At 71.5% G+C, this 20,004-nt stretch carries 19 protein-coding genes; 16 read left to right on the top strand and 3 right to left on the bottom strand.

Annotated features, from left to right (window positions below):
• Nucleotides 1-3 precede the first annotated feature (3 nt).
• The 3 genes from ACE3TA_RS17415 to ACE3TA_RS17405 all read left to right on the top strand — a co-directional run bounded on the left by ACE3TA_RS17415 (nucleotide 4) and on the right by ACE3TA_RS17405 (nucleotide 5,159).
• A complete protein-coding gene (locus ACE3TA_RS17415; protein ID WP_374575581.1) occupies nucleotides 4-1,404 on the top strand; it encodes a spinster family MFS transporter in 1,401 nt (466 codons plus the stop codon).
• Nucleotides 1,405-1,435: 31 nt separating this feature from the next.
• Nucleotides 1,436-3,073, top strand: a complete 1,638-nt coding sequence (locus ACE3TA_RS17410; RefSeq protein WP_374575579.1) for a Na+/H+ antiporter — start codon at nucleotides 1,436-1,438, stop codon at nucleotides 3,071-3,073.
• A gap of 190 nt (nucleotides 3,074-3,263) precedes the next feature.
• A complete protein-coding gene (locus tag ACE3TA_RS17405) occupies nucleotides 3,264-5,159 on the top strand; it encodes an AMP-binding protein (protein ID WP_374575578.1) in 1,896 nt (631 codons plus the stop codon).
• A gap of 35 nt (nucleotides 5,160-5,194) precedes the next feature.
• Here ACE3TA_RS17405 and ACE3TA_RS17400 read toward each other — a convergent pair whose 3' ends face one another.
• Nucleotides 5,195-5,368 carry a hypothetical protein gene (locus ACE3TA_RS17400; RefSeq protein WP_374575577.1) on the bottom strand — a complete coding sequence of 58 codons (174 nt, stop codon included), beginning with the start codon at nucleotides 5,366-5,368 and terminating at the stop codon, nucleotides 5,195-5,197.
• Nucleotides 5,369-5,516: 148 nt separating this feature from the next.
• Nucleotides 5,517-5,969, bottom strand: coding sequence for a hypothetical protein (locus ACE3TA_RS17395; protein WP_374575576.1), 453 nt, complete (start codon nucleotides 5,967-5,969; stop codon nucleotides 5,517-5,519).
• 163 nt (nucleotides 5,970-6,132) lie between these two features.
• On the opposite strand from ACE3TA_RS17395, the gene mgtA reads away from it, so the two are divergent.
• Complete coding sequence (mgtA, locus tag ACE3TA_RS17390; RefSeq protein ID WP_374575575.1) at nucleotides 6,133-8,733, top strand: magnesium-translocating P-type ATPase; 2,601 nt, start codon at nucleotides 6,133-6,135, stop codon at nucleotides 8,731-8,733.
• Nucleotides 8,734-8,751: 18 nt separating this feature from the next.
• Here the strand turns inward: mgtA and phbB are convergent, their stop codons facing one another.
• Nucleotides 8,752-9,474, bottom strand: coding sequence for an acetoacetyl-CoA reductase (gene phbB, locus ACE3TA_RS17385; RefSeq protein ID WP_374575574.1), 723 nt, complete (start codon nucleotides 9,472-9,474; stop codon nucleotides 8,752-8,754).
• Between the two features lie 235 nt (nucleotides 9,475-9,709).
• Here phbB and ACE3TA_RS17380 point away from each other — a divergent pair, with 235 nt between their 5' ends.
• The 12 genes from ACE3TA_RS17380 (at nucleotide 9,710) to hypE (ending at nucleotide 19,985) form a co-directional block, all read left to right on the top strand.
• Nucleotides 9,710-9,988, top strand: coding sequence for a hypothetical protein (locus ACE3TA_RS17380; protein ID WP_374575573.1), 279 nt, complete (start codon nucleotides 9,710-9,712; stop codon nucleotides 9,986-9,988).
• A gap of 134 nt (nucleotides 9,989-10,122) precedes the next feature.
• The gene (locus ACE3TA_RS17375; RefSeq protein WP_374575572.1) at nucleotides 10,123-11,211 is read left to right on the top strand and encodes a 4Fe-4S dicluster domain-containing protein; all 1,089 of its coding nucleotides are present in this window, start codon (nucleotides 10,123-10,125) and stop codon (nucleotides 11,209-11,211) included.
• Nucleotides 11,208-11,681 (top strand): cyclic nucleotide-binding domain-containing protein, encoded by a 474-nt coding sequence (locus tag ACE3TA_RS17370; protein ID WP_374575571.1) that lies wholly within the window; start codon nucleotides 11,208-11,210, stop codon nucleotides 11,679-11,681. Before ACE3TA_RS17375 ends, ACE3TA_RS17370 begins: the two co-directional genes overlap by 4 nt.
• Nucleotides 11,682-11,709: 28 nt before the next feature.
• Nucleotides 11,710-12,516, top strand: coding sequence for an FAD/NAD(P)-binding protein (locus ACE3TA_RS17365; protein WP_374575570.1), 807 nt, complete (start codon nucleotides 11,710-11,712; stop codon nucleotides 12,514-12,516).
• A 1-nt stretch (nucleotide 12,517) separates the two neighbouring features.
• Nucleotides 12,518-13,297 (top strand): hypothetical protein, encoded by a 780-nt coding sequence (locus ACE3TA_RS17360; RefSeq protein ID WP_374575569.1) that lies wholly within the window; start codon nucleotides 12,518-12,520, stop codon nucleotides 13,295-13,297.
• Complete coding sequence (locus ACE3TA_RS17355) at nucleotides 13,287-14,576, top strand: Ni/Fe hydrogenase subunit alpha (protein WP_374575568.1); 1,290 nt, start codon at nucleotides 13,287-13,289, stop codon at nucleotides 14,574-14,576. Before ACE3TA_RS17360 ends, ACE3TA_RS17355 begins: the two co-directional genes overlap by 11 nt.
• On the top strand, nucleotides 14,569-15,060 hold the full coding sequence (locus ACE3TA_RS17350; RefSeq protein ID WP_374575567.1) for a hydrogenase maturation protease: 492 nt from the start codon (nucleotides 14,569-14,571) through the stop codon (nucleotides 15,058-15,060). The genes ACE3TA_RS17355 and ACE3TA_RS17350 overlap by 8 nt, the downstream gene beginning before the upstream one ends.
• The gene (locus tag ACE3TA_RS17345; RefSeq protein WP_374575566.1) at nucleotides 15,053-15,316 is read left to right on the top strand and encodes a hydrogenase maturation nickel metallochaperone HypA; all 264 of its coding nucleotides are present in this window, start codon (nucleotides 15,053-15,055) and stop codon (nucleotides 15,314-15,316) included. The genes ACE3TA_RS17350 and ACE3TA_RS17345 overlap by 8 nt, the downstream gene beginning before the upstream one ends.
• Before the next feature lie 7 nt (nucleotides 15,317-15,323).
• On the top strand, nucleotides 15,324-17,651 hold the full coding sequence (gene hypF, locus ACE3TA_RS17340) for a carbamoyltransferase HypF (protein ID WP_374575565.1): 2,328 nt from the start codon (nucleotides 15,324-15,326) through the stop codon (nucleotides 17,649-17,651).
• On the top strand, nucleotides 17,642-17,893 hold the full coding sequence (locus ACE3TA_RS17335; protein WP_374575564.1) for a HypC/HybG/HupF family hydrogenase formation chaperone: 252 nt from the start codon (nucleotides 17,642-17,644) through the stop codon (nucleotides 17,891-17,893). The genes hypF and ACE3TA_RS17335 overlap by 10 nt, the downstream gene beginning before the upstream one ends.
• Nucleotides 17,890-18,978: a hydrogenase formation protein HypD gene (gene hypD, locus ACE3TA_RS17330; RefSeq protein WP_374575563.1), complete on the top strand. Its 1,089-nt coding sequence runs from the start codon at nucleotides 17,890-17,892 to the stop codon at nucleotides 18,976-18,978. Before ACE3TA_RS17335 ends, hypD begins: the two co-directional genes overlap by 4 nt.
• Nucleotides 18,975-19,985 (top strand): hydrogenase expression/formation protein HypE, encoded by a 1,011-nt coding sequence (hypE, locus tag ACE3TA_RS17325; RefSeq protein ID WP_374575562.1) that lies wholly within the window; start codon nucleotides 18,975-18,977, stop codon nucleotides 19,983-19,985. The genes hypD and hypE overlap by 4 nt, the downstream gene beginning before the upstream one ends.
• Nucleotides 19,986-20,004: the final 19 nt, after the last annotated feature.

The following is a 20,004-nucleotide window of genomic DNA, read 5'->3' as shown; positions in this document are numbered from 1 at the left end:
GGCGTGCGTTCCGCTTCAGCGGCCGCAGGAGCGTCCGGAGAGGAGAGGGCGGCCGTCTACGGACGGCCGCTGCTCTGGATGCTCTCGCTGGCCTACGCCTGCAACTTCATGGACCGCAGCGTGATCGGCACGCTGGCCCAGGCGATCAAGATCGACCTGCGCCTGAGCGACACGCAGTTGGGCCTCCTGCAGGGCTTCGCCTTCGTGGTGCTCTACTGCCTGGCCGGCCTGCCGCTCGCCTGGCTGGCCGACCGGCGCAACCGGATCAACATCATATCCGTCTGCCTGGTCGTCTGGTCCGGCATGACGATGGCTTGCGGTCTCGCCCAGAACTTCGTGCAACTCGCCCTGTTTCGAGTGGGCGTCGGCGTGGGCGAAGCCGGCTGCAATCCGTGCTCCCACTCCATGATCGCCGACGCGTTCGAGCCCGGCGAACGTTCGCGCGCCCTGTCGATCTACCAATTGGGCGCGACGGTGGGGACGATGGTCGGGGCGATGTCGGCCGGCGTCGTGGCCGAGCGCTACGGATGGCGGATCGCCTTCCTGGTGGTCGGCGCTCCGGGGATCTTGGTCGCGCTCGCGATGAAGCTGACCATGAAGGATCCGGGGCACGGGCGGCCGGGCGGCGCGGCGCAAAGGCCGGCGGCCAGGATGGGCGAAGTGCTCAGGCGGCTCGTGACCTCCGCGGCTCTCGTCAACCTGGTCCTCGGCTTCACCCTGGCCTCGTTCGCCTTCGGCGCGATCAGCGCCTTCACCCAACCCTACTTCATCCGGGCCTTCGGCCTGAGCTATGCGCAGATCGGGCTGATATTCGGCCTGTCGGGCGGCTTGGCGAGCGCGGCGTGCCTGATCGTCAGCGGCCGCCTGACCGACATGGTCACGGCGCGCAACGACCGCTGGCACGCGTGGCTGCCGATCATCGGCTTGGGGTGCGCGATGCCGGCGACGCTGGCGGCCTACACGGTCGGCGACTGGCGCATGGCCGTCGCCTGCACCTTCCTCGCCAGCTTCTTCATGAACTGGTTCATCATTCCCACGCTCAGCGCGCTGCATAAGCTCCTGGGCTTGCGGATGGTGGCCACGGGCATGGCCCTGGTGCTGCTGTTCCAGAACTTCCTGGGGCTGGGCGCCGGTCCATATGTGGCCGGGCTGGTGATCGACGCGGCGGGGCGCGGGCTCTTCACCAGCTTGGGACTGGGCGATTTCGCCGTGGCCTGTCCCGGCGGCGAGGCGCTGGACGGGGCGCCGCAGTCGATGGTCGCGGCTTGCCATGCGACGCTCACGTCGGCCACGCGCATCGGGCTGTTGTCGACCGTGCTGATCCTCGCCTGGGCGATAGCGCACTATGCTCTGGCTTCTTTTCAGCTAAGGCGTGAGAACGCGCCCAAGTCCCCAAGCAGCTGACCTGGAGGGGGCGCGAGAGGACTTCGACGCGATGGCGCCCCTGGACCCGGTCATCACCAGCCTGTTCTTCCTGCTGGCGGTGGTGATCAGCGGCATTCTCGCCAGGGTGACGCGCCTGCCGCTGCCGTTGGTGCAGATCGGGCTGGGCGCGGCGATCGCCCTGCTGGAGATCCAGGCCGTCGAGCTGCGCCCGGAGCTCTTCTTCCTCCTGTTCCTGCCGCCGCTCCTGTTCCTGGACGGCTGGCGCATCCCCAAGGGGGACCTGCTGCGCGACCGGGCCGCCGTGCTGGCGCTCGCCATCGGCCTGGTCGTGCTGACGGTCCTCGGGCTGGGCTGGTTCATCCACTGGATGATCCCCGCCGTGCCGCTGGCGGTGGCCTTCGCCCTGGCGGCGATCATCTCGCCCACCGACCCCATCGCCGTTTCGGCGATCTCCGCGCGCGCGCCGATCCCCAAGCGGATGATGCACATCCTCGAGGGCGAGGCGCTGCTCAACGACGCCTCCGGGCTCGTCTGCATGCGCCTGGCCGTCGCGGCCATGCTCACCGGCGGCTTTTCGGTCCAGCAGGCGGTGCTGTCGTTCCTCTGGCTGGCGTTGGGCGGCGTCGCGGTGGGCGTGGGCGTCACCCTGGGCGTTTCGCGGGCCAAGCAGTGGGTCAGCGACCGTCTGGGCGAGGACACCGGCGCGCAGGTGCTGGTCAGCCTGCTCATGCCGTTCGCCGCCTATCTGGCGGCCGAGCGCTTGCACTGTTCGGCGATCCTGGCGGCGGTGGCGGCCGGCGTCACCATGAGCTTCACCGAACAGACGGGCCTCGCGCTGGCGGCGACCCGGGTGCGCCGCACCGCGGTCTGGGACACCGTCCAGTTCACGGCCAACGGCGTCATCTTCGTGCTGCTCGGCGAACAGATGCCGGCGCTGCTGTCGAAGGCGGCCAAGACCGTCAAGACGACCGGCCACGCCGAAGCCTGGTGGCTGGCGATCTACGTGCTGGCCATCGTCGCGGCGCTGGGCGCCATGCGGTTCGCCTGGGTCTGGATGTCGTTTCGCTGGACGCTGTTCCGCGCGCGCCGGCGCGACGCGGTTTCCCAAACGGCCGACTGGCGACTTATCGCGGCCATGACGCTCGCGGGCGTACGCGGCGCCATCACCTTGGCGGGCGTGCTCACTTTGCCGCTTCATCTGCACGATGGAACGGCCTTTCCCGCAAGGAACCTGGCGATCTTCCTGGCTGGCGGCGTGATCCTGGTGTCGCTCGTCGTCGCCAGCGTCGGTCTCCCGAGGGTGCTTGAAGGGCTCAAGATCCCGCCGGAACCGTCGCGGCAGGTGGAGATCGACGAGGCTCGCGTGGCCGCCGCCCAGGCGGCGATCCAGGCGATCGAGGGCGCCCAGCACGCCCTGGCCGAGGGGCGAGCCGACGCCGACCTCTACGCCGGCGCCGCGGCGCGGGTGATGCAACTCTATCGCCAGCGCATCGACGCGCGGGCGCGCGGCCCCGAAGCGCTCGCCCTCGATCAGCAGATCGACCAGATCGAACGGAAGCTGCGCCTGGCGGGCCTGGCCGCCGAGCGCGCTGAGATCTTCCGCAGGGCCAGGGCGCGCGAACTCGAGGACGAGGAAGCCCGCCGCCTCGTGCGCGAGATCGACCTCCTGGAAGCCCGCTACAGCTAGGCGCCAATCCGCGCCGCGTCGCGTGGGGCGGACGGAGTATCGGATGGGCGCGGCGCTTGCGAGGTGCTACGGATATGGGCCGCTCGGGGACGCCCGCGAGACGACGACGTGCCCGGACGCCGGTTCGGTCTCCTCGGTCCTCGATGACGTCATGATCGACGAACTGGCGGCCGGACAAGGGTGAGGAAACGTGGCGCGAGCTGAGGCGGACAAGGTCTATCGGGAGAGCGTGGAGCATCCCGAGGCGTTCTGGATGGCGGCCGCGGCGGCCATCGACTGGGATCGCGCCCCGACCAAGGCCTGGAACGGCGAGGCCTGGTTCGCCGACGGCAAGCTCAACACCTGCTTCAACGCCGTGGACCGCCACGTGGCGGCGGGCGCGGGCGAGCGGGCCGCGCTCATCTGGGAAAGCCCGGTCACCGGCTCCTCGCGCCGCTTCACCTTCGCCGAGCTGCAGGCCGAGACCGCGCGGCTGGCCGGCGTGCTGGCGGCCGAGGGCGTGGGCGTCGGCGACCGCGTGGTGATCTACATGCCGATGGTGCCCGAGGCGGTGATCGGCATGCTCGCCTGCGCGCGGCTGGGGGCGGTACATTCGGTGGTGTTCGGCGGGTTCGCCGCCGCCGAGCTCGCCAAGCGCATCGACGACGCCAAGCCCAAGATGGTGCTCTCGGCCTCGTGCGGGATCGAGCCGCAGCGCCTCGTCGCCTACAAGCCGCTCCTGGATCACGCCCTGGAGCTCTCCGCGCACAAGGTGGACCGCTGCCTGATCCTGCAACGTCCGCAGCTTGCGGCCGAGATGGACCCGGCGCGCGACCGCGACTGGAGCGAGGCCCTCGCCGGGGCGAGCCCGCACGCCTGCGTGCCCGTCGGCGCGAACGATCCGCTCTACGTGCTCTACACCTCCGGCACCACGGGCCTGCCCAAGGGCGTGGTGCGCGACAACGGCGGCCATGCGGTGGCGCTCGCCTGGTCGATGCGCAACATCTATGGCGTGGAGCCCGGCGAGGTGTTCTGGGCCGCCTCGGACATCGGCTGGGTCGTGGGACACAGCTACATCGTCTACGGCCCGCTGCTGCACGGCTGCACGACCATCCTCTACGAGGGCAAGCCGGTGGGCACGCCGGACGCGGGCGCCTTCTGGCGGATCATCCGCAAGGAGAAGGTCTCGGTGTTCTTCACCGCGCCGACGGCCATCCGGGCGATCCGCCGGGAGGACCCGGACGCCCTCTACATCAAGGACGGCGGCGTCGGCGACCTGCGCGCCCTGTTCCTGGCCGGCGAGCGCGCCGATCCGGAGACCGTCACCTGGTCGCAGAGGAATCTGGACCGCCCCGTCATCGACCACTGGTGGCAGACCGAGCTGGGCTGGCCGGCGCTGGCGGTCTGCTTCGGCCTCGGCGACGCCGACGTGCGCATCGGCGCGGCCGGCCGGCCGACGCCCGGCTACCGCTTCGCCGTGCTGCACGAAGACCACGAGGTGCTGCCGGCCGGGGAGATGGGCGATCTCGTCATCAACCTGCCGCTGCCGCCCGGCTGCGCCACGACGCTGTGGAACGACCAGGCCGGCTACGACCGGGCCTACCTGTCGCGCCATCCCGGCTACTACACGGCCGGCGACGCCGGGTTCATCGACGACGACGGCTTCGTGCACGTGATGTCCCGGATCGACGACATCATCAACGTGGCCGGGCACCGGCTGTCGACCGGCGGGATCGAGCAGATCATCGCCGCCCACCCGGCGATCGCCGAGTGCGCCGTGGTCGGTGCGCCCGACGCCCTGAAGGGCCAGGCGCCGGTGGCCCTGGTGGTGCCCAAGGCCGGCCAGCAACTGGCCGGCGCCGAGCTCTCGAAGGAGCTCGTGCAGATGGTGCGCGACGAGCTCGGCCCGGTGGCGGCGTTCAAGGTGGTCGCGGTCACCGAGAAGCTGCCCAAGACCCGCTCGGGCAAGATCCTGCGCAACGTGATCCGCTCGATCACCGCGGGCGAGGAGCCCAAGATTCCGCCGACGATCGAGGACATGCAGGCCGTGGACCTGGCGCGCGACGCCCTGCAGGCGATCGGTTGGGAGGTTCCGGAGTCGAAGTGACGGGCCGGCCCGTTCGGTAGGACCGCGCCCGCGGCCTAGGCCGGCTGGGCGACGTGGAACAGTTCGTCAGCCCCGAAGAGCACGCCCACGGCGTCGCATTCCGGATGCGCCGCCAGCCATTCGCGCGCCTTGGACAGGGCCTGGGCGTCGCTCGAGCACAGCAGCGGTTCGATCACCGCCTCGCCGTCGCTCGCGCGGTGTCCTTGCAAGATGTAGGTCTTGAGCAGCGCCGCCTCCCTGCGCGATCTCGGCTCGCGAAGGGGTTCGATGCAGGCGTGTCAGGGCGGGCGTCTTTGACCTGGATCAAATTCGCCGCAATGGCTCAGCTTGAATGCGCCGGGCTGCAACCGTTGCGCATCATGGCGCATCCGGGAATTGCAGGACGAAGCGGGTCTGGCCTTCCTTGGGCGGGCTGATCGGCGCGCTGCGGGCGGGCAGCGACGCCCCCGGAAGCCAGCCTTCGACGCTGTAGGCGCCGGGCGGCAGGCGCAGCAGGATCCAGGGCGCGTCGCAGCTCGCGTCGAGCAGCACCTTGCCCGCGCGGTCCTTCAGCCGGATCGCGCCCGCGCCGAGATACTCGTTCTTGGCGTTGGAGAACTCGATGCGCACCCCATAGCTCTTCCAGGCCGGGTCCTCGCGGGTCTGGCCGATGCCGGTGCAGGCCGCCTCGATCCCGTCGATGGTCGTGGGCTGGTCCAGCGGCATCTCGACGGTGGCCGCGCTCTCCTGCGCCAGCGCCGGCGCGGCGGCGAGCATGAGGCCAAGGGCGAGGGCGGCGGCGCGGGGCTTGCGGTCTGATCTGGCGGGCATGAGAAATCTCGGCGGCTGGTGGCGTCAGTTGACCGAGATCGCGCGCGCGCCGCGTTGACCTTCATCAACAGCGAAGGCGTTCAGCGGCGGCGTTCGCGCGGCCCCTCTTTCCTTCCGGCGCGGGTGCGTCCAGATGATTGGGTCGCCACGGATTCACCCGCCGATGCCTGAGGCCGGACTCGACGCCATAGAACGGCCGCGGGCGGCGCCCGCCAGCCGTGCGCCGCCCTATTGGGCGCTTCCCATCGACGAGCTGTTCGCCCGGCTGGGCTCCACGCGCGACGGCCTCGCGGAGCCGGTGGCGGCTGAGCGTCTGCGCCGCAAGGGCCCCAACCAGATCCGGGAAGAGCGCTCGGCCTCGATCCCGATCCTCCTGCTGCGCCAGGTGCGAAGCCCGCTGGTGCTGATCCTGATCTTCGCCGCGCTGATCGCGGCTGGACTGGGCGAGTGGGTGGAGGCCTCGATCATCCTGGCCATCGTGCTCGGCAGCACCCTGCTTGGCTTCTCGCAGGAGTATCGCGCCTCGGCCGCCCTGGCCGAGCTGCGGCGTCGACTGGAGCTGACGACGAAGGTCCGCCGCGAGGGCGCGGTGCGCGCGATTCCCGTTCGGGAGCTCGTCGAGGGCGACGTGGTGATCCTGGCTGCCGGCGCGGTGGTTCCCGCCGACGCCGTGGTCGTTCAGGCCCAGGACCTGATGGTCAGCCAAGCGGTGCTGACGGGCGAGTCCTTCCCGGTTGAGAAGCGGCCGGGTCCGCTCGCCGCGGACACCTCGCCCGTCGGGCGGATCAACACGGTCTTCATGGGCGCCTCGGTGCGTAGCGGGACGGCTGAAGCCGTGGTGGTGGCGACGGGGCGGCGGACGCAGTTCGGCGCGGTGGCCGAGCGGCTGAAGTCGCGGCCCACCGAAACCGAATTCGCCCGGGGGATGCGCCGCTTCGGCGCCATGCTGATCCGGGTGATGACCGGCGTGGTGCTCTTCGTACTCACGGTCAACCAGCTCCTGGGCCGGCCGTTCATCGACTCCCTGCTGTTCGCCGTGGCGCTGGGCGTGGGCATGTCGCCGGAGCTCCTGCCGGCGATCATCAGCATCACGCTCGCCGCCGGAGCCCGACGCATGGCGGCGCGCGGCGTGGTGGTGCGCCAGCTTGAGGCGATCGAGAACCTCGGCGCGATGACCGTGTTTTGCACCGACAAGACCGGCACCCTGACCGAGGCCGCCATCGAACTGGAGGCGGCGGTGGATCCGTTCGGTCGGGCGAGCGAGGAGGCCGCCCGCCTTGGCTTCCTCAACGCCGGCTTCGAGACGGGCATCGAGAACCCGCTCGACCAGGCGATCCTGGCTTCCGGGCGCAAGCGCGGGCTGAGCGCGGCCGGGTACGTCAAGGTCGACGAAATCCCTTACGACTTCACGCGCAAGCGGCTGACCGTCGTGCTCGACGAACCGGGCGGCGGGCGGCTGATGGTCACCAAGGGCGCCGTCGCCAATGTCCTGGAAGCCTGCGCTACCGCACGCGTCATGGACGGCGAGGCGGTGATCGACGCGGCGGCGCGCGAGCGGATCGAGGCCTATTGCCGAAGCCAGGGCGAGGCCGGCCTGCGCGTGCTTGCGCTCGCCTCGAGCCGCCCGCCGCCCAAGCCCGACTACGGCGCCAGTGACGAGACCGCCATGCGCCTGGAAGGCTTCCTGGTGTTCGTCGACCCGCCGAAGGCCGAGGCGGCCGAAACGATCCGCAGCCTGGCCGAGCTGGGCGTGGAGGTGAAGATCGTCAGCGGTGACAACCGCCACGTGGTGGGCCACGTGGCCGCGGCGCTCGGCCTGGACGCCGGCGCCATGCTGACCGGTGAGGAGTTGGCCAAGCTGAAGGACGAGGCGCTGTGGAACCTCGCGCCGCGCACCACCCTGTTCGCCGAGGTCGACCCCCAACAGAAGGAACGCATCGTGCGCGCCCTGCAGCGGGCCGGCCACGCGGTGGGCTTCCTGGGCGACGGGATCAACGACGCGCCGGCGCTCTACGCCGCCGACGTGGGCGTCTCCGTGGACCAGGCGGTGGACGTGGCCCGCGAGAGCGCCGACGTGGTGCTGCTGCGGCGCGACCTGGACGTGCTGCGGTTGGGCATCGAGGGCGGGCGGCGCACCTTCGCCAATACGCTCAAGTACATCTCGATCACCATCAGCGCCAATTTCGGCAATATGGTCAGCATGGCGCTGGCCGCGCCGCTGCTGCCGTTCCTGCCCATGGCGGCCAAGCAGGTGCTCCTGAACAACTTCCTGTCGGACCTGCCGGCGATCGCGCTCGCTTCGGACCGCGTCGACCCGGAGCGGATCGCCACGCCGCAGCGGCTGGGCGTGAAGGACATCGAGCGGTTCATGGTCGCTTTCGGCCTGATCAGCAGCCTGTTCGACCTGTTGACCTTCGTCGTGCTGCTGCGCGTGCTGGGCGCGTCCAAGCCGATTTTCCAGACTTCCTGGTTCGTGCTCTCGCTCATGACCGAGCTCATGGTGGTGCTGATCCTGCGCACCCAGGGGCCGGCGTGGCGAAGTCGGCCGAGCCGCACGCTGCTCGCGGCCACGGCCGTGGTGGCCGTCGCCGGCCTTGCCGCGCCGTACCTTGGGGACTTGTCGGCGGCGTTCGGGTTCGCGCCGCTGGGGCTTGGCGACCTCGGCGCGCTCGGCCTGATCACCCTGGGCTATGTGGCGGCGACCGAGCTTGGCAAGCGCTGGTTCTTCGGGAGCTCGCGCCGGCGCGAGCCCCCTCGGGCGTGACTTCGTCCGGTACGGGCCTCAGGCCAGGTACTGGCCGCCGTTCACGGTGAGCGTGGAGCCGGTGATGAAGGCCTGCTCCTCGGCCGCCAGGAACGAGACGCAGGCGGCGACCTCCTCGGGGCGGCCCAGGCGGCCCACCGGAATGCCCGCCTTGATCTGCTCGAGCACGTCGTGCGGCACGTGGGCGACCATGTCGGTGTCGATGTAGCCGGGGGCGATGGCGTTGACCGTGATCCCCTTGCGCGCGTTCTCCAGGGCCAGCGCCTTGGTGAAGCCGATCACCCCGGCCTTGGCCGCCGAATAGTTGGTTTGGCCGAACTGACCCTTCTGGCCGTTGATCGAGGAGATGTTGATGATCCGGCCGAAGCCGCGGGCGCGCATGCCTTCGATCACCGGGCGGGTCATGTTGTAGAGGCCGTTCAGGTCGACGCGGATCACCCGGTCCCAGTCGTTGTCGTTCATCTTGTGCAGGGTGGCGTCGCGGGTGATGCCGGCGTTGTTGACCAGCACGTCCACTGGGCCGAGCAGGCTCTCGATCTCGGCGAGGACGGAGCGGCACTCCAGGCTCTCGGCGACGTCGCACTTCAGGACGATGATCTCCAGCTCCTCGCGGGTGTGCATGGCGGCCTCGTCGTTGCCGCTGTAGAGCGCGGCCACGCGCATGCCGTCAGCCTTCAACCGCGCCGATATGGCGTGGCCGATCCCTCGCGTCCCGCCCGTAACCACCGCAACCCGGCTCATGCCAGCTTCCTTCCTACTGCCTGCGTTCCCGATGCGGGGCGAACATCGACGAGGGCGGAAGGGCGCGCCTTGACCACCGTCAAGGCGGACGGCGAAGGCGGCTTGATCTGCCTCAACGCCTTTCTGTTATGTATGGCCCCTACATCTCCCGACGGGAGTCGTCCGGAGGCTTGCGCGATCGGCGCGGCCGTCGGCGCCCATCCAGTGTTCCGTAAGCTCGAAAGGCCGCACGTCCATGTCCATGCCCTTCATCCGGCAAGAGGTCGCCTCGTTCCTGCAAGAGGTGGACGAGAAGATCGCCGACGCCGAGAAGAAGCACGAGAAAGGCGCTCTCACGCAGAAGGTGAACGCGGCCGGCGAACTGGCCTTCCTGCGTCACCAGAAGGAGATGCTGGAGGAGCGCCTGAAAGAGATCGACGCTCATCCGGAACAGGCCGAGACCCTGATGCAGTGGCTGAAGGAAGACTGGTTCAACCTGAAGCTTCGCATCGACACCTGGGTCGGCGGAAAATAGGCGAGGCCCGCGCCGCGCAGGTGGACTTGCGCGGCGTCGGGGCCCAAGCTCGCCGCGCCGAGGCCGGCTGACGGAGACCGCCTTCAATGGACCTTCCTCAGCGATCCATCCTCCCCGCGGCAGCTTTCGAGGGCTTGGTCGAGGCCCTCAAGGGGCGCGGCTATCGCGTGGTGGCGCCCACCGTGCGCGACCAGGCCATCGTCTACGGCGACATCGACGGCGCGGACGAGCTGCCGCGCGGCTGGGGCGATGTGCAGGAGGCCGGGCGCTACCGACTGGCGCGCCGCGACGACGAGGCCCTGTTCGGCTATGCGGTGGGGCCGCAATCGTGGAAGGCGCATCTGCACCCGTCCGTGCAGCGCCTGTGGACCGCGCGCAGGCGAGGCGACGCCGTCACCGTGGAGGCCGAGCCGCCCGCCGCCGAGCGCTTCGCCTTCATCGGCGTGAGGGCCTGCGAGCTGAAGGCCATCGCCATCCAGGACCGGGTGTTCCTGGGCGGGGCCCATGTGGACCCCTACTACCAGGCGCGGCGCGAGGGCGCCTTCATCGTCGCGGTCAACTGCGGCCAGGCCGGCGGGACGTGCTTCTGCGTGTCCATGGACGCCGGGCCGAGGGTCGAGGCGGGCTTCGACCTGGCGCTCACCGAGCTCCTGGACGGCGAGCACCGCTTCCTCGTGGAGGCGGGCAGCGCGGCGGGGCGCGAGGTGCTGGCCGGGCTGTCGACCCGTCCGGCCGCCGAAGCCGACGTGGCCGCGGCCGAGACGGTGATCGCGCGCACCGCCGCGTCCATGGGCCGCCAGATGCGCTCTGACGACCTGCACGACCTGTTGCTCGGCAACCTGGAGCATCCGCGCTGGGACGAGGTGGCCGACCGCTGCCTGACTTGCGCCAACTGCACCATGGTCTGCCCCACCTGCTTCTGCACCTCGGCGGAGGACGCCAGCGACCTGGCCGGCGCGGAGTCCTCGCGCACGCAGCGCTGGGACTCCTGCTTCACCCTGGACTTCAGCCACATGGGCGGTGGCTCGGTGCGGGCCAGCGCCCGCTCGCGCTATCGCCAGTGGATGACCCACAAGCTGGCCACCTGGGTCGACCAGTTCGGCTCGTCCGGCTGTGTCGGTTGCGGGCGCTGCATAAGCTGGTGTCCGGTCGGCATCGACATCACCGAGGAGGCGGCCGCCATTCGCGCGAGCCGCGCCGACGCCGTGGAGGCCGGGTCATGACCGGCGCGGTGAAGGACATCGAGGCGACGGTGCGCGCGCACCCGTTCTTCGCCGATCTCGATCCGGCGTTCGGCCGGCTGGTGAGCGGCTGCGCGCGCAACGCCCACTTCCAGGCGGGCGAATACCTGTTCCACGAGGGCGATCCGGCCGACCAGTTCTTCCTGATCCGCGAGGGGCGGGTGAGCCTGGAGGTGCGCGCGCCCGGCCGCGGCGCGACCACCTTCCAGACCCTGGGCCCGGGCGAGATCGTCGGCGTCTCCTGGCTGGTGGCGCCCTATCGCTGGAGCTACGACGCCAAGGCGGCCGACTACACCCGCGTGATCGCCATGGACGCGGCCTGCCTGCGCGGCAAGTGCGACGCCGACCACGACCTTGGCTACGAGCTGATGACCCGTTTCATGCCTGTGCTGATCCAGCGGCTGCAGGCCACCCGCATGCAGATCCTCGATGTGTATGGCGAGCACGCCTAGCGCCCCGCATTCATCCGGCGCCGAGGCGATGGCGCCGAGGGTCGGCCGCGTGGCCGCGCGCCGGCGCGAGGCGCCGGGCGTCTGGACGCTGGAGATCGAGGTCGAGGGGCTGGCGCCGGCGCGGCCTGGTCAATTCAACATGCTGACCGCCTTCGGCGTCGGCGAGGCGCCGATCAGCCTGAGCGGCGATCCGGCGAACGGCGGCAGGCTGATCCACACGATCCGCAGCGTGGGCGCGGTCTCGCGCGCGCTGGCGGCCCTCAAGCCCGGAGAGCCGGTCGGCCTGCGCGGACCGTTCGGCGAGGGTTGGGGCCTCGAGGGCGCGGCGGGCCGCGACGTGGTGGTGATCGCCGGCGGCCTGGGCCTGGCTCCCCTGCGTCCGCTGATCCTGCAGCTCCTGGCCGAGCGCGAGCGCTACAGCCAGGTGTCGGTGCTCTATGGAGCCCGCCATCCCCGCGACATCCTCTTCCGCCGCCAGTTGCAGGCCTGGCGCCGGCGGCTCGACGTCGAGCTGGAGGTGAGCGTCGACCACGCCGAGGCGGACTGGCGCGGCCACGTGGGCGTGGTGACGGGCCTCCTCCGCCAGGCCTCCTTCGATCCGGAAAAGACCAGCGCCTTCGTCTGCGGGCCCGAGGTGATGATGCGCTTCGCCGTCGGCGCCTTGCGCGACGCCGGCGTGGCGGACGCGGCGATCCGGCTCTCCATGGAGCGCAACATGAAGTGCGCGGTCGGCCTTTGCGGCCACTGCCAGTTCGGGCCAGTGTTCGTCTGCCGCGACGGGCCGGTGTTCGGCTACGACCGGGTGGCGGCCATGCTGAAGCACAAGGAGATCTGAGGTGGCCGCCGCGCGCAGACCAAGGCTGGCGGTGTGGAAGTTCGCCTCCTGCGACGGCTGCCAGCTCACCCTTCTGGACTGCGAGGACGAGCTGCTGGCCGTGGCCGAGGCGCTGGAGATCGCCTACTTCCCCGAGGCGCGGCGCAGCCAGGACAGGGGCCGCTACGACCTGTCGCTGGTGGAGGGCTCGATCACCACGCCGCACGACGCCGAGCGCATCCAGGACATCCGCCGCCGCTCGCGCTTCCTGGTCACCATCGGCGCCTGCGCCACCACCGGCGGGGTGCAGGCCCTGCGCAATTTCGCCGACGTGCGCGAGTTCGCATCCGTCGTCTATGCGCGCCCCGACTACATCCGCACCCTGGCGACCTCCACGCCGATCTCCGAACATGTGCCGGTGGACTTCGAACTGCGCGGTTGTCCGATCAGCAAGCATCAGCTCGTGGAGGTGATCTCGGCCTTCCTCGCCGGCCGCAAGCCCGTGACGCCGCCGCACAGCGTCTGCATCGACTGCAAGATGAAGGGCAATGTTTGCGTGATGGTGGCGCACGGAACGCCCTGCCTGGGGCCGGCCACCCACGCCGGCTGCGGGGCGATCTGTCCGTCCTACAATCGTGGCTGCTACGGCTGCTACGGGCCGATGGAGGGGCCCAACGCCCCGGCCCTGAGCGCGCGCCTGGCCGAGCTCGGCCTGGACGCGCGGGCCATCGTCCGGCTCTACCGCACCTTCAACGCCGCGGCCCCCGCCTTCGCCAAGGAGAGCAGGCGCCATGGCGACTAAGACCATCAAGGTCGACTACCTGGCCCGGGTGGAGGGCGAGGGCGCCTTCAAGGTGGTCGTGCGCGACGGCGCGGTGCAGCACGCCGAGCTGTCCATCTTCGAGCCGCCGCGCTTCTTCGAGGCGTTCCTGCGCGGGCGCGACTATTCCGAGGCGCCGGACATCACCGCGCGGATTTGCGGCATCTGCCCGGTGGCCTACCAGATGAGCGCGGTGCACGCGATGGAGCGGGCCCTGGGCGTGACGGTGGACGGGCCGCTGCGCGAGCTGCGCCGGCTGCTCTATTGCGGCGAGTGGATCGAGAGCCACACCCTGCACGTCTACATGCTGCACGCCCCCGATTTCCTGGGCTACGCCAGCGCCATCGAGATGGCCAAGGATCACGGCGACATCGTGCGCCGCGGCCTGGAGCTGAAGAAGGTCGGCAACGAGATCCTGCAACTCCTCGGCGGGCGCGAAATCCATCCGATCAACGTGCGTGTCGGCGGCTTCTACCGCACGCCCACGCGGCGCGAGTTCGAGCCGCTCGCCGAGCGCCTGAAGTGGGCCAGGGACGCAGCGCTCGAGACCGTGCGCTGGGCGGCCGGCTTCGACTTCCCCGACGGCGAGCGCGACTATGAGCTGGTCGCTCTCAGCCATCCGGACGAGTACGCCCTGAACGAAGGACGCATCGTCTCCAATCGCGGGCTCGACATCGACGCGGCCGACTACGACGAGCACTTCGAGGAGATCCACGTCGAGCGCTCCACCGCCCTGCAGGCGCGGCTGAAGGCGCGGGGCGCCTATCTGGTCGGCCCGCTCGCCCGCTATGGCCTGAACTTCGAGCGGCTGAGCCCGCTGGCCAAGGAGGCGGCGCTGGAGGCGGGCCTTGGACGCCTGTGCCTGAGCCCGCACCGCAGCATCATCGTGCGCGCGGTCGAGGTGCTCTACGCCTGCGACGAGGCGCTGCGGATCATCGAAGCCTACCGCCCGCCGGAGCGGCCGGCCGAGCCCGTTCAGGCCCGCGCCGGGGTCGGCTGCGCGGCCACCGAGGCGCCGCGGGGGCTGCTCTATCACCGCTACCGCCTGGAGCCGGACGGGGCGATCGCCGAGGCGCGCATCACGCCGCCCACCTCGCAGAACCAGGCGAGCATCGAGGCGGACCTGGCGAGCTTCGTCGGCGGCTGGCTGGACCTGCCGGACGAGGACGTGCGCCATCGCTGCGAGCAGTCGATCCGCAACTACGATCCCTGCATCTCCTGCGCGACCCACTTCCTGCGGCTGGAGTTGGATCGTGGCTGAGCCGGGCGAGGTCTTGGTGCTGGGGATCGGCAATCCCGATCGGGGCGACGACGGCGTCGGGCGCATGGCCGCGCGCCTGTTGGCGGCCGACGCGCCGGCGCATGTGGAGGTGGCCGAAAGCGGGGGCGAGGCCACCGACATCCTGGAGCACCTGGAGGACGCGGCGTCGGCGATCCTCATCGACGCCTGCGCCACCGGCGGCGCGGCCGGGACGGTCCATCGCTTCGACGTGAGCGTGGAGGGCCTGCCCTCCGGCGTGTTCGGCGTCTCCACCCATGGCTTCGGCCTGCACGAGGCCATCGAGCTCGGCCGCGCGCTGGGATGCCTGCCGCGCCGGTGCGTGGTCTACGCCATCGAGGGCGAGCGCTTCGAGACGGGCGCGCCCCTGTCCGAAGCGGTGGCGGCCGCGGCCGAGGAGGTCGCGCTGCGGGTGCGCGCGGAGCTTGCGGGCGGATGGAGCGTTAGGGAGCCGGGTCATGCATGAGGCGAGCCTGATGAAGGGCCTGATGCGTCGCATCGAGGAAATCGCCGCCGCCCAGGATGCGCGGCGGGTGACCGGCGTGTCGGTCTGGCTGGGGGCGCTCAGCCACTTTTCGGTGGACCACTTCGCCGAGCACTTCGAGGAGGCGTCGGCCGGCACCATCGCCGAGGGCGCGCGGCTCGAGGCCACCCTCTCCGACGACATCTCCGATCCCAACGCCCAGGACGTGATGCTCCGGAGCATCGAGGTGGAGACCTGAAAGGCCGATGAGCGCGCCGCTGGCCACGCCGACCTTGGAGACCGCCGGGCGCGTGCGCCGGGTGATCCGCGTGCACGGCCGCGTGCAGGGCGTGGGCTTTCGCCCGTTCGTCCATCGCCAGGCGAGCCGGCTGGGCCTGGCCGGCTGGGTGGCCAACGCCGCCGACGGAGTGGTGATCGAGGCCGAGGGCGCGCGCGAGGGCCTGGACGCCCTGCTGGCCGCGATCCACGCCTCGCCGCCGCCGCTGGCGTCCGTGGGCGAAGTGGAGGTGGCCGAGGCGGCCCTCCTGGGCGAGACGGCCTTCGCCATCCGCCCGAGCGCCCTTGAGGGCGCGCGCACCGCCCAGACGCCGCCGGACGTGGCGGTGTGCGAGGCGTGCCTCGCCGAGCTGTTCGATCCGGCCGACCGGCGCCATCGCCATCCGTTCATCAGCTGCACCGACTGCGGGCCGCGCCTCAGCCTGATCGAGGATATGCCCTACGACCGCTCGCGCACCTCCATGCGCGGCTTTCCCATGTGCGAGGCGTGCCGCGCAGATTATGAGGACCCGGCGAGCCGGCGCTTCCACGCCGAGCCGATCGCCTGCCCGGACTGCGGGCCGTCCCTGTCGCTGTTGGACGCCGCCGGCCGCCGGATCGCCGCGCGCGACGAGGCTCTGTCGCTGGCGGAGAGGGCGATCGCCCGCGGCGGGATCGTCGCGGTCAAGGGGATCGGCGGCTACCACCTGATGGCCGATGCGCGCGGCGAGGCGGCCGTGCGCCGCCTGCGGGCGGGCAAGCGCCGGCCTGACAAGCCCTTCGCGGTGATGTTCCCCGACCTGGACGCGGTGAGGCGCGCGTGCCGCGTTTCCGCCGAGGAGGCTGCGCTGCTCATCTCGCCTGAGCGGCCGATCGTGCTTCTGCGGCGGGGCGGCGGCGAGATCGCTCCGGCCGTCGCGCCCGGCTCGGCGCTGCTGGGAGCGATCCTGCCCTATTCGCCGCAGCACCACCTGATCGCGGCCGATCTCGGCTTTCCGGTCGTGGCGACCAGCGCCAACCTCTCCGACGAGCCGATCGCCACCGGCGAGGCCGAGGCCCTGGAACGGCTGGAGGGCGTCGCCGACCTCTTCCTCGCGCATGATCGGCCGATCGTGCGGCCGGTGGAGGATTCGGTGGCGCGCATCGTCTGCGACCGGCCGCTGATCCTGCGCCGCGCGCGGGGCTACGCGCCGGCGGCAGTGGCGGCCGAGGGCCTGGCGCAGGGCGTGCTGGCCCTCGGCGGCCACCTGAAGACGACGGTCGCGCTGAGCCGGGCGGGGGAAGCCGTCGTCTGGCCGCACATCGGCGACCTGGAGACGCTGGAGGCGCGGGCGGCGCACGAGCGGGCGGCGCACGACATCGCCCGGCTGCACGACGTCGCGCCGCGGCTGATCGCCTGCGACCTGCATCCGGACTACGCCACGAGCCGCGAGGCGAACGGCTTCGCCGCGCCCGTCGTCCAGGTGCAGCACCACCTGGCGCACGTGGCCGCCTGCATGGCCGACAACGGCCTGGCCGAGCCGGTGCTGGGCGTCGCCTGGGACGGGGTCGGCTATGGCCCCGACGGGACGATCTGGGGCGGCGAGTTCCTGGCGGTGGCGCGCGGGAGTTGGCGGCGCGCGGCGCACCTGCAGGCTTTCCCGCTGCCCGGCGGCGACGCGGCCGTGCGCGAGCCCCGGCGCGCGGCGCTTGGCCTGCTCTACGCGGCGTTCGGCGAGGCGGCGCTCTCGATGGACGACCTTGCGCCGGTGGCGAGCTTCACGCCGGCCGAGCGGCGCACCCTGGCGGTGATGCTGGCGCGCGGGGTGAACACCTTCGCCTGCACCTCGGCGGGACGTCTGTTCGACGCCGTCGCCGCCCTGGCCGGCCTCGCCCAGCGCACGAGCTTCGAGGGCCAGGCGGCGACCCGGCTGGAAGAGGCGGCCGGCGAGCGCGAGGTAGACGACGGCTATGACTTCCCGGTGCGGGACGCCGGCGACGGCGGCGCGCTGGTGCTCGACTGGGCTCCGGCGCTGGCGGCGATCATCGCCGACGTGCGCGCCGGCGCCGAGCCGGGCGAGGTTTCGGCGAAGCTGCACGCCGGCCTGGCGGGCGCCGTCGTCGAGGTCGCCCGCCGGCTCGCCGCGCCGCGGGTCGCGCTGACCGGCGGCTGCTTCCAGAACGCGCGTCTGACCCGGCTGACCGTGGACGCCCTGCGCGCGGCGGGGATCGAGCCGCTGTGGCATCGCCAGGTTCCGCCCAACGACGGGGGGCTGGCCCTCGGCCAGGCGGTGTGGGCCGCCTGGACGCATCCGGCGGAGGGCGAGCCATGTGCCTAGCCGTGCCGGGAAAGGTGCTGGAGATCGGCGAGGGCGATCCCTTGATGCGCACCGGCCGGGTGGACTTCGGCGGGGTGGTCAAGGAGATCAACCTGGCCTTCGCGCCGGAAGCGGGCGTCGGCGACTACGTGCTGGTCCACGTCGGCTTCGCCATCGCCGTGATCGACGAGGCCGAGGCCCGGCGCATCTTCGAGCATCTGGATCGGATCGGCGAGCTGGACGACGAGGCCGCCGCCCCGTGAAGCATCGCGACGAATACCGCGACGCCGCCGCCGCGCGGCGCCTGGCCGACGCCGTCGCGCGTACGGTCACCCGGCCCTGGACCCTGATGGAGGTCTGCGGCGGCCAGACCCACGCCATCGTCCGCTTCGGCATCGACGCCCTCTTGCCGGACGAGATCACCCTGGTGCACGGGCCGGGCTGTCCGGTCTGCGTGACCCCGGTGGAATATGTGGACGCGGCCATCGCCATCGCCGGGCGGCCGGGGGTGATCCTCTGCTCGTTCGGCGACATGCTGCGCACGCCGGGCACGGACGGCGATCTTCTGGCGGCCAAGTCGCGCGGGGCGGACGTGCGGGTGGTCTATTCGCCGATGGACGCGGTGGCGATCGCCCGGGCCGAGCCGGACCGGCAGGTGGTGTTCTTCGCCGTCGGCTTCGAGACCACCGTCCCGGCCAACGCCATGGCCGCCTACGCCGCCAGGGCCGAGGGGCTCTCCAACTTCTCCATGCTGGTCTCCCACGTGCTGGTCCCGCCGGCCATGCGCGCGGTGCTGGAGGGGCCGGGCGGGCGCATCGACGGCTTCCTGGCGGCCGGCCACGTCTGCACCATCATGGGCCTTTCCGAGTACGCGCCGATCGCCCGCCGCTTCGGCGTGCCGATCGTCGCCACCGGCTTCGAGCCGCTGGACATCCTGGAGGGCGTTCTCTGGTGCGTGCGCCAACTCGAGGCCGGCCGCGCCGAGGTGGAGAACCAGTACAGCCGCTCGGTGCGCGCCGAGGGCAACCGCGCGGCCCAGGCGCTGATGGCCGAGGTGTTCGAAGTGATCCCGCGCCGCTGGCGGGGGCTGGGCGAGATCGCCGACAGCGGCCTTGGCCTGGCGCCCGCCTACGCCGCCTTCGACGCCGAGCGCCGCTTCGGGGCGGTGATCGCCTGTGAAGAAGCGGCGGGCGAATGCATCGCCGGCCTTGTGCTGCGCGGCGAGAAGCGGCCGACGGACTGCCCGGCCTTCGGGACGCGCTGCACGCCGGAGCATCCGCTGGGCGTGACCATGGTCTCCTCCGAGGGCGCCTGCGCGGCCTACCACCGCTACCGGGGCGCGGCGTGAGGTCAGGCGAGACCGTGCAGATGGCCCATGGCGGCGGCGGCCGGGCCATGGCTCGCCTGATCGCCGAGGTGATCTTGCCGATCTTCGGCGATGCCGAACTCGCCCGCGGCCACGACGGCGCGCTCTTCGAGCTTGAGGGTCAGGCGGCCTTCACCACCGATTCCTACGTGATCCGGCCGCTGGAGTTTCCGGGCGGCGACATCGGCGCCCTGGCGGTCAACGGCACGGTCAACGACCTGGCCATGTGCGGGGCCAGGCCCCTCTACATGAGCGTCGGCCTGATCCTGGAAGAGGGGCTGTCCTTCGACCTCCTGAAGCGCGTGCTCGGCTCCATGCGCGCGGCGGCCGACGCCGCCGGCGTGAGGCTGGTGACCGGCGACACCAAGGTGGTGGACCGGGGCAAGGCCGACGGGATCTTCATCAACACCGCCGGGGTGGGCCAGGTGGTCTCGGCCGCGCCGATCGGGCCGGCGGCCGTGCGTCCCGGCGACGCGGTGCTGATCAGCGGCGACATCGGCCGCCACGGCATCGCGGTGATGGCCGCGCGCGAGAACCTGGGCCTGGAGATGGCGGTTCAGAGCGATTGCGCGCCGCTCGCCGAGCCCGTGCTGGCGCTGCTGGAGGCCGGGATCGAGGTCCATTGCCTGCGCGACCTGACGAGAGGCGGCCTGGCGAGCGCGGCGGTGGAGATCGCCGAGGCCTCCGGCCTCTCCATTGCCCTGGAGGAGCCCGCGATCCCGGTGCGGCGCGACGTGGCCGCCGCCTGCGAGCTCCTGGGCCTGGACCCGCTGCACGTGGCCAACGAGGGCCGCTTCATCGCCTTCGTGGCGCGGCAGGACGCCGGGCGGGCGCTGCAGGTGCTGCGCGGGTGCGAGGTGAGCGCGGGCGCGGGCGTGGTCGGCGCCGTGGCCGAAAGTCCGGCGGGCAAGGTGTCCTGCCGCGGACCGCTGGGCGTGGCGCGGGCCATCGACATGTTGAGCGGCGAGCAACTGCCGCGTATCTGCTGACCCGTCAGGGGACTAGCGA

It is taken from the genome of Phenylobacterium sp. (genome assembly GCF_041916435.1).
Classification (GTDB): domain Bacteria; phylum Pseudomonadota; class Alphaproteobacteria; order Caulobacterales; family Caulobacteraceae; genus Phenylobacterium.
This window is presented reverse-complemented; position numbering and strand designations above follow the sequence as displayed.

Bases quoted from the DNA above. Each gene is read 5' to 3' on its own strand.
- ACE3TA_RS17410 (WP_374575579.1), top strand. From the start codon at position 1,436: ATGGCGCCCCTGGACCCGGTCATCACCAGCCTGTTCTTCCTGCTGGCG.
- ACE3TA_RS17395 (WP_374575576.1), bottom strand. From the start codon at position 5,969: ATGCCCGCCAGATCAGACCGCAAGCCCCGCGCCGCCGCCCTCGCCCTT.
- mgtA (WP_374575575.1), top strand. From the start codon at position 6,133: ATGCCTGAGGCCGGACTCGACGCCATAGAACGGCCGCGGGCGGCGCCC.
- phbB (WP_374575574.1), bottom strand. From the start codon at position 9,474: ATGAGCCGGGTTGCGGTGGTTACGGGCGGGACGCGAGGGATCGGCCAC.
- ACE3TA_RS17380 (WP_374575573.1), top strand. From the start codon at position 9,710: ATGTCCATGCCCTTCATCCGGCAAGAGGTCGCCTCGTTCCTGCAAGAG.
- ACE3TA_RS17370 (WP_374575571.1), top strand. From the start codon at position 11,208: ATGACCGGCGCGGTGAAGGACATCGAGGCGACGGTGCGCGCGCACCCG.
- ACE3TA_RS17365 (WP_374575570.1), top strand. From the start codon at position 11,710: ATGGCGCCGAGGGTCGGCCGCGTGGCCGCGCGCCGGCGCGAGGCGCCG.
- ACE3TA_RS17355 (WP_374575568.1), top strand. From the start codon at position 13,287: ATGGCGACTAAGACCATCAAGGTCGACTACCTGGCCCGGGTGGAGGGC.
- ACE3TA_RS17345 (WP_374575566.1), top strand. From the start codon at position 15,053: ATGCATGAGGCGAGCCTGATGAAGGGCCTGATGCGTCGCATCGAGGAA.
- hypF (WP_374575565.1), top strand. From the start codon at position 15,324: ATGAGCGCGCCGCTGGCCACGCCGACCTTGGAGACCGCCGGGCGCGTG.
- ACE3TA_RS17335 (WP_374575564.1), top strand. From the start codon at position 17,642: ATGTGCCTAGCCGTGCCGGGAAAGGTGCTGGAGATCGGCGAGGGCGAT.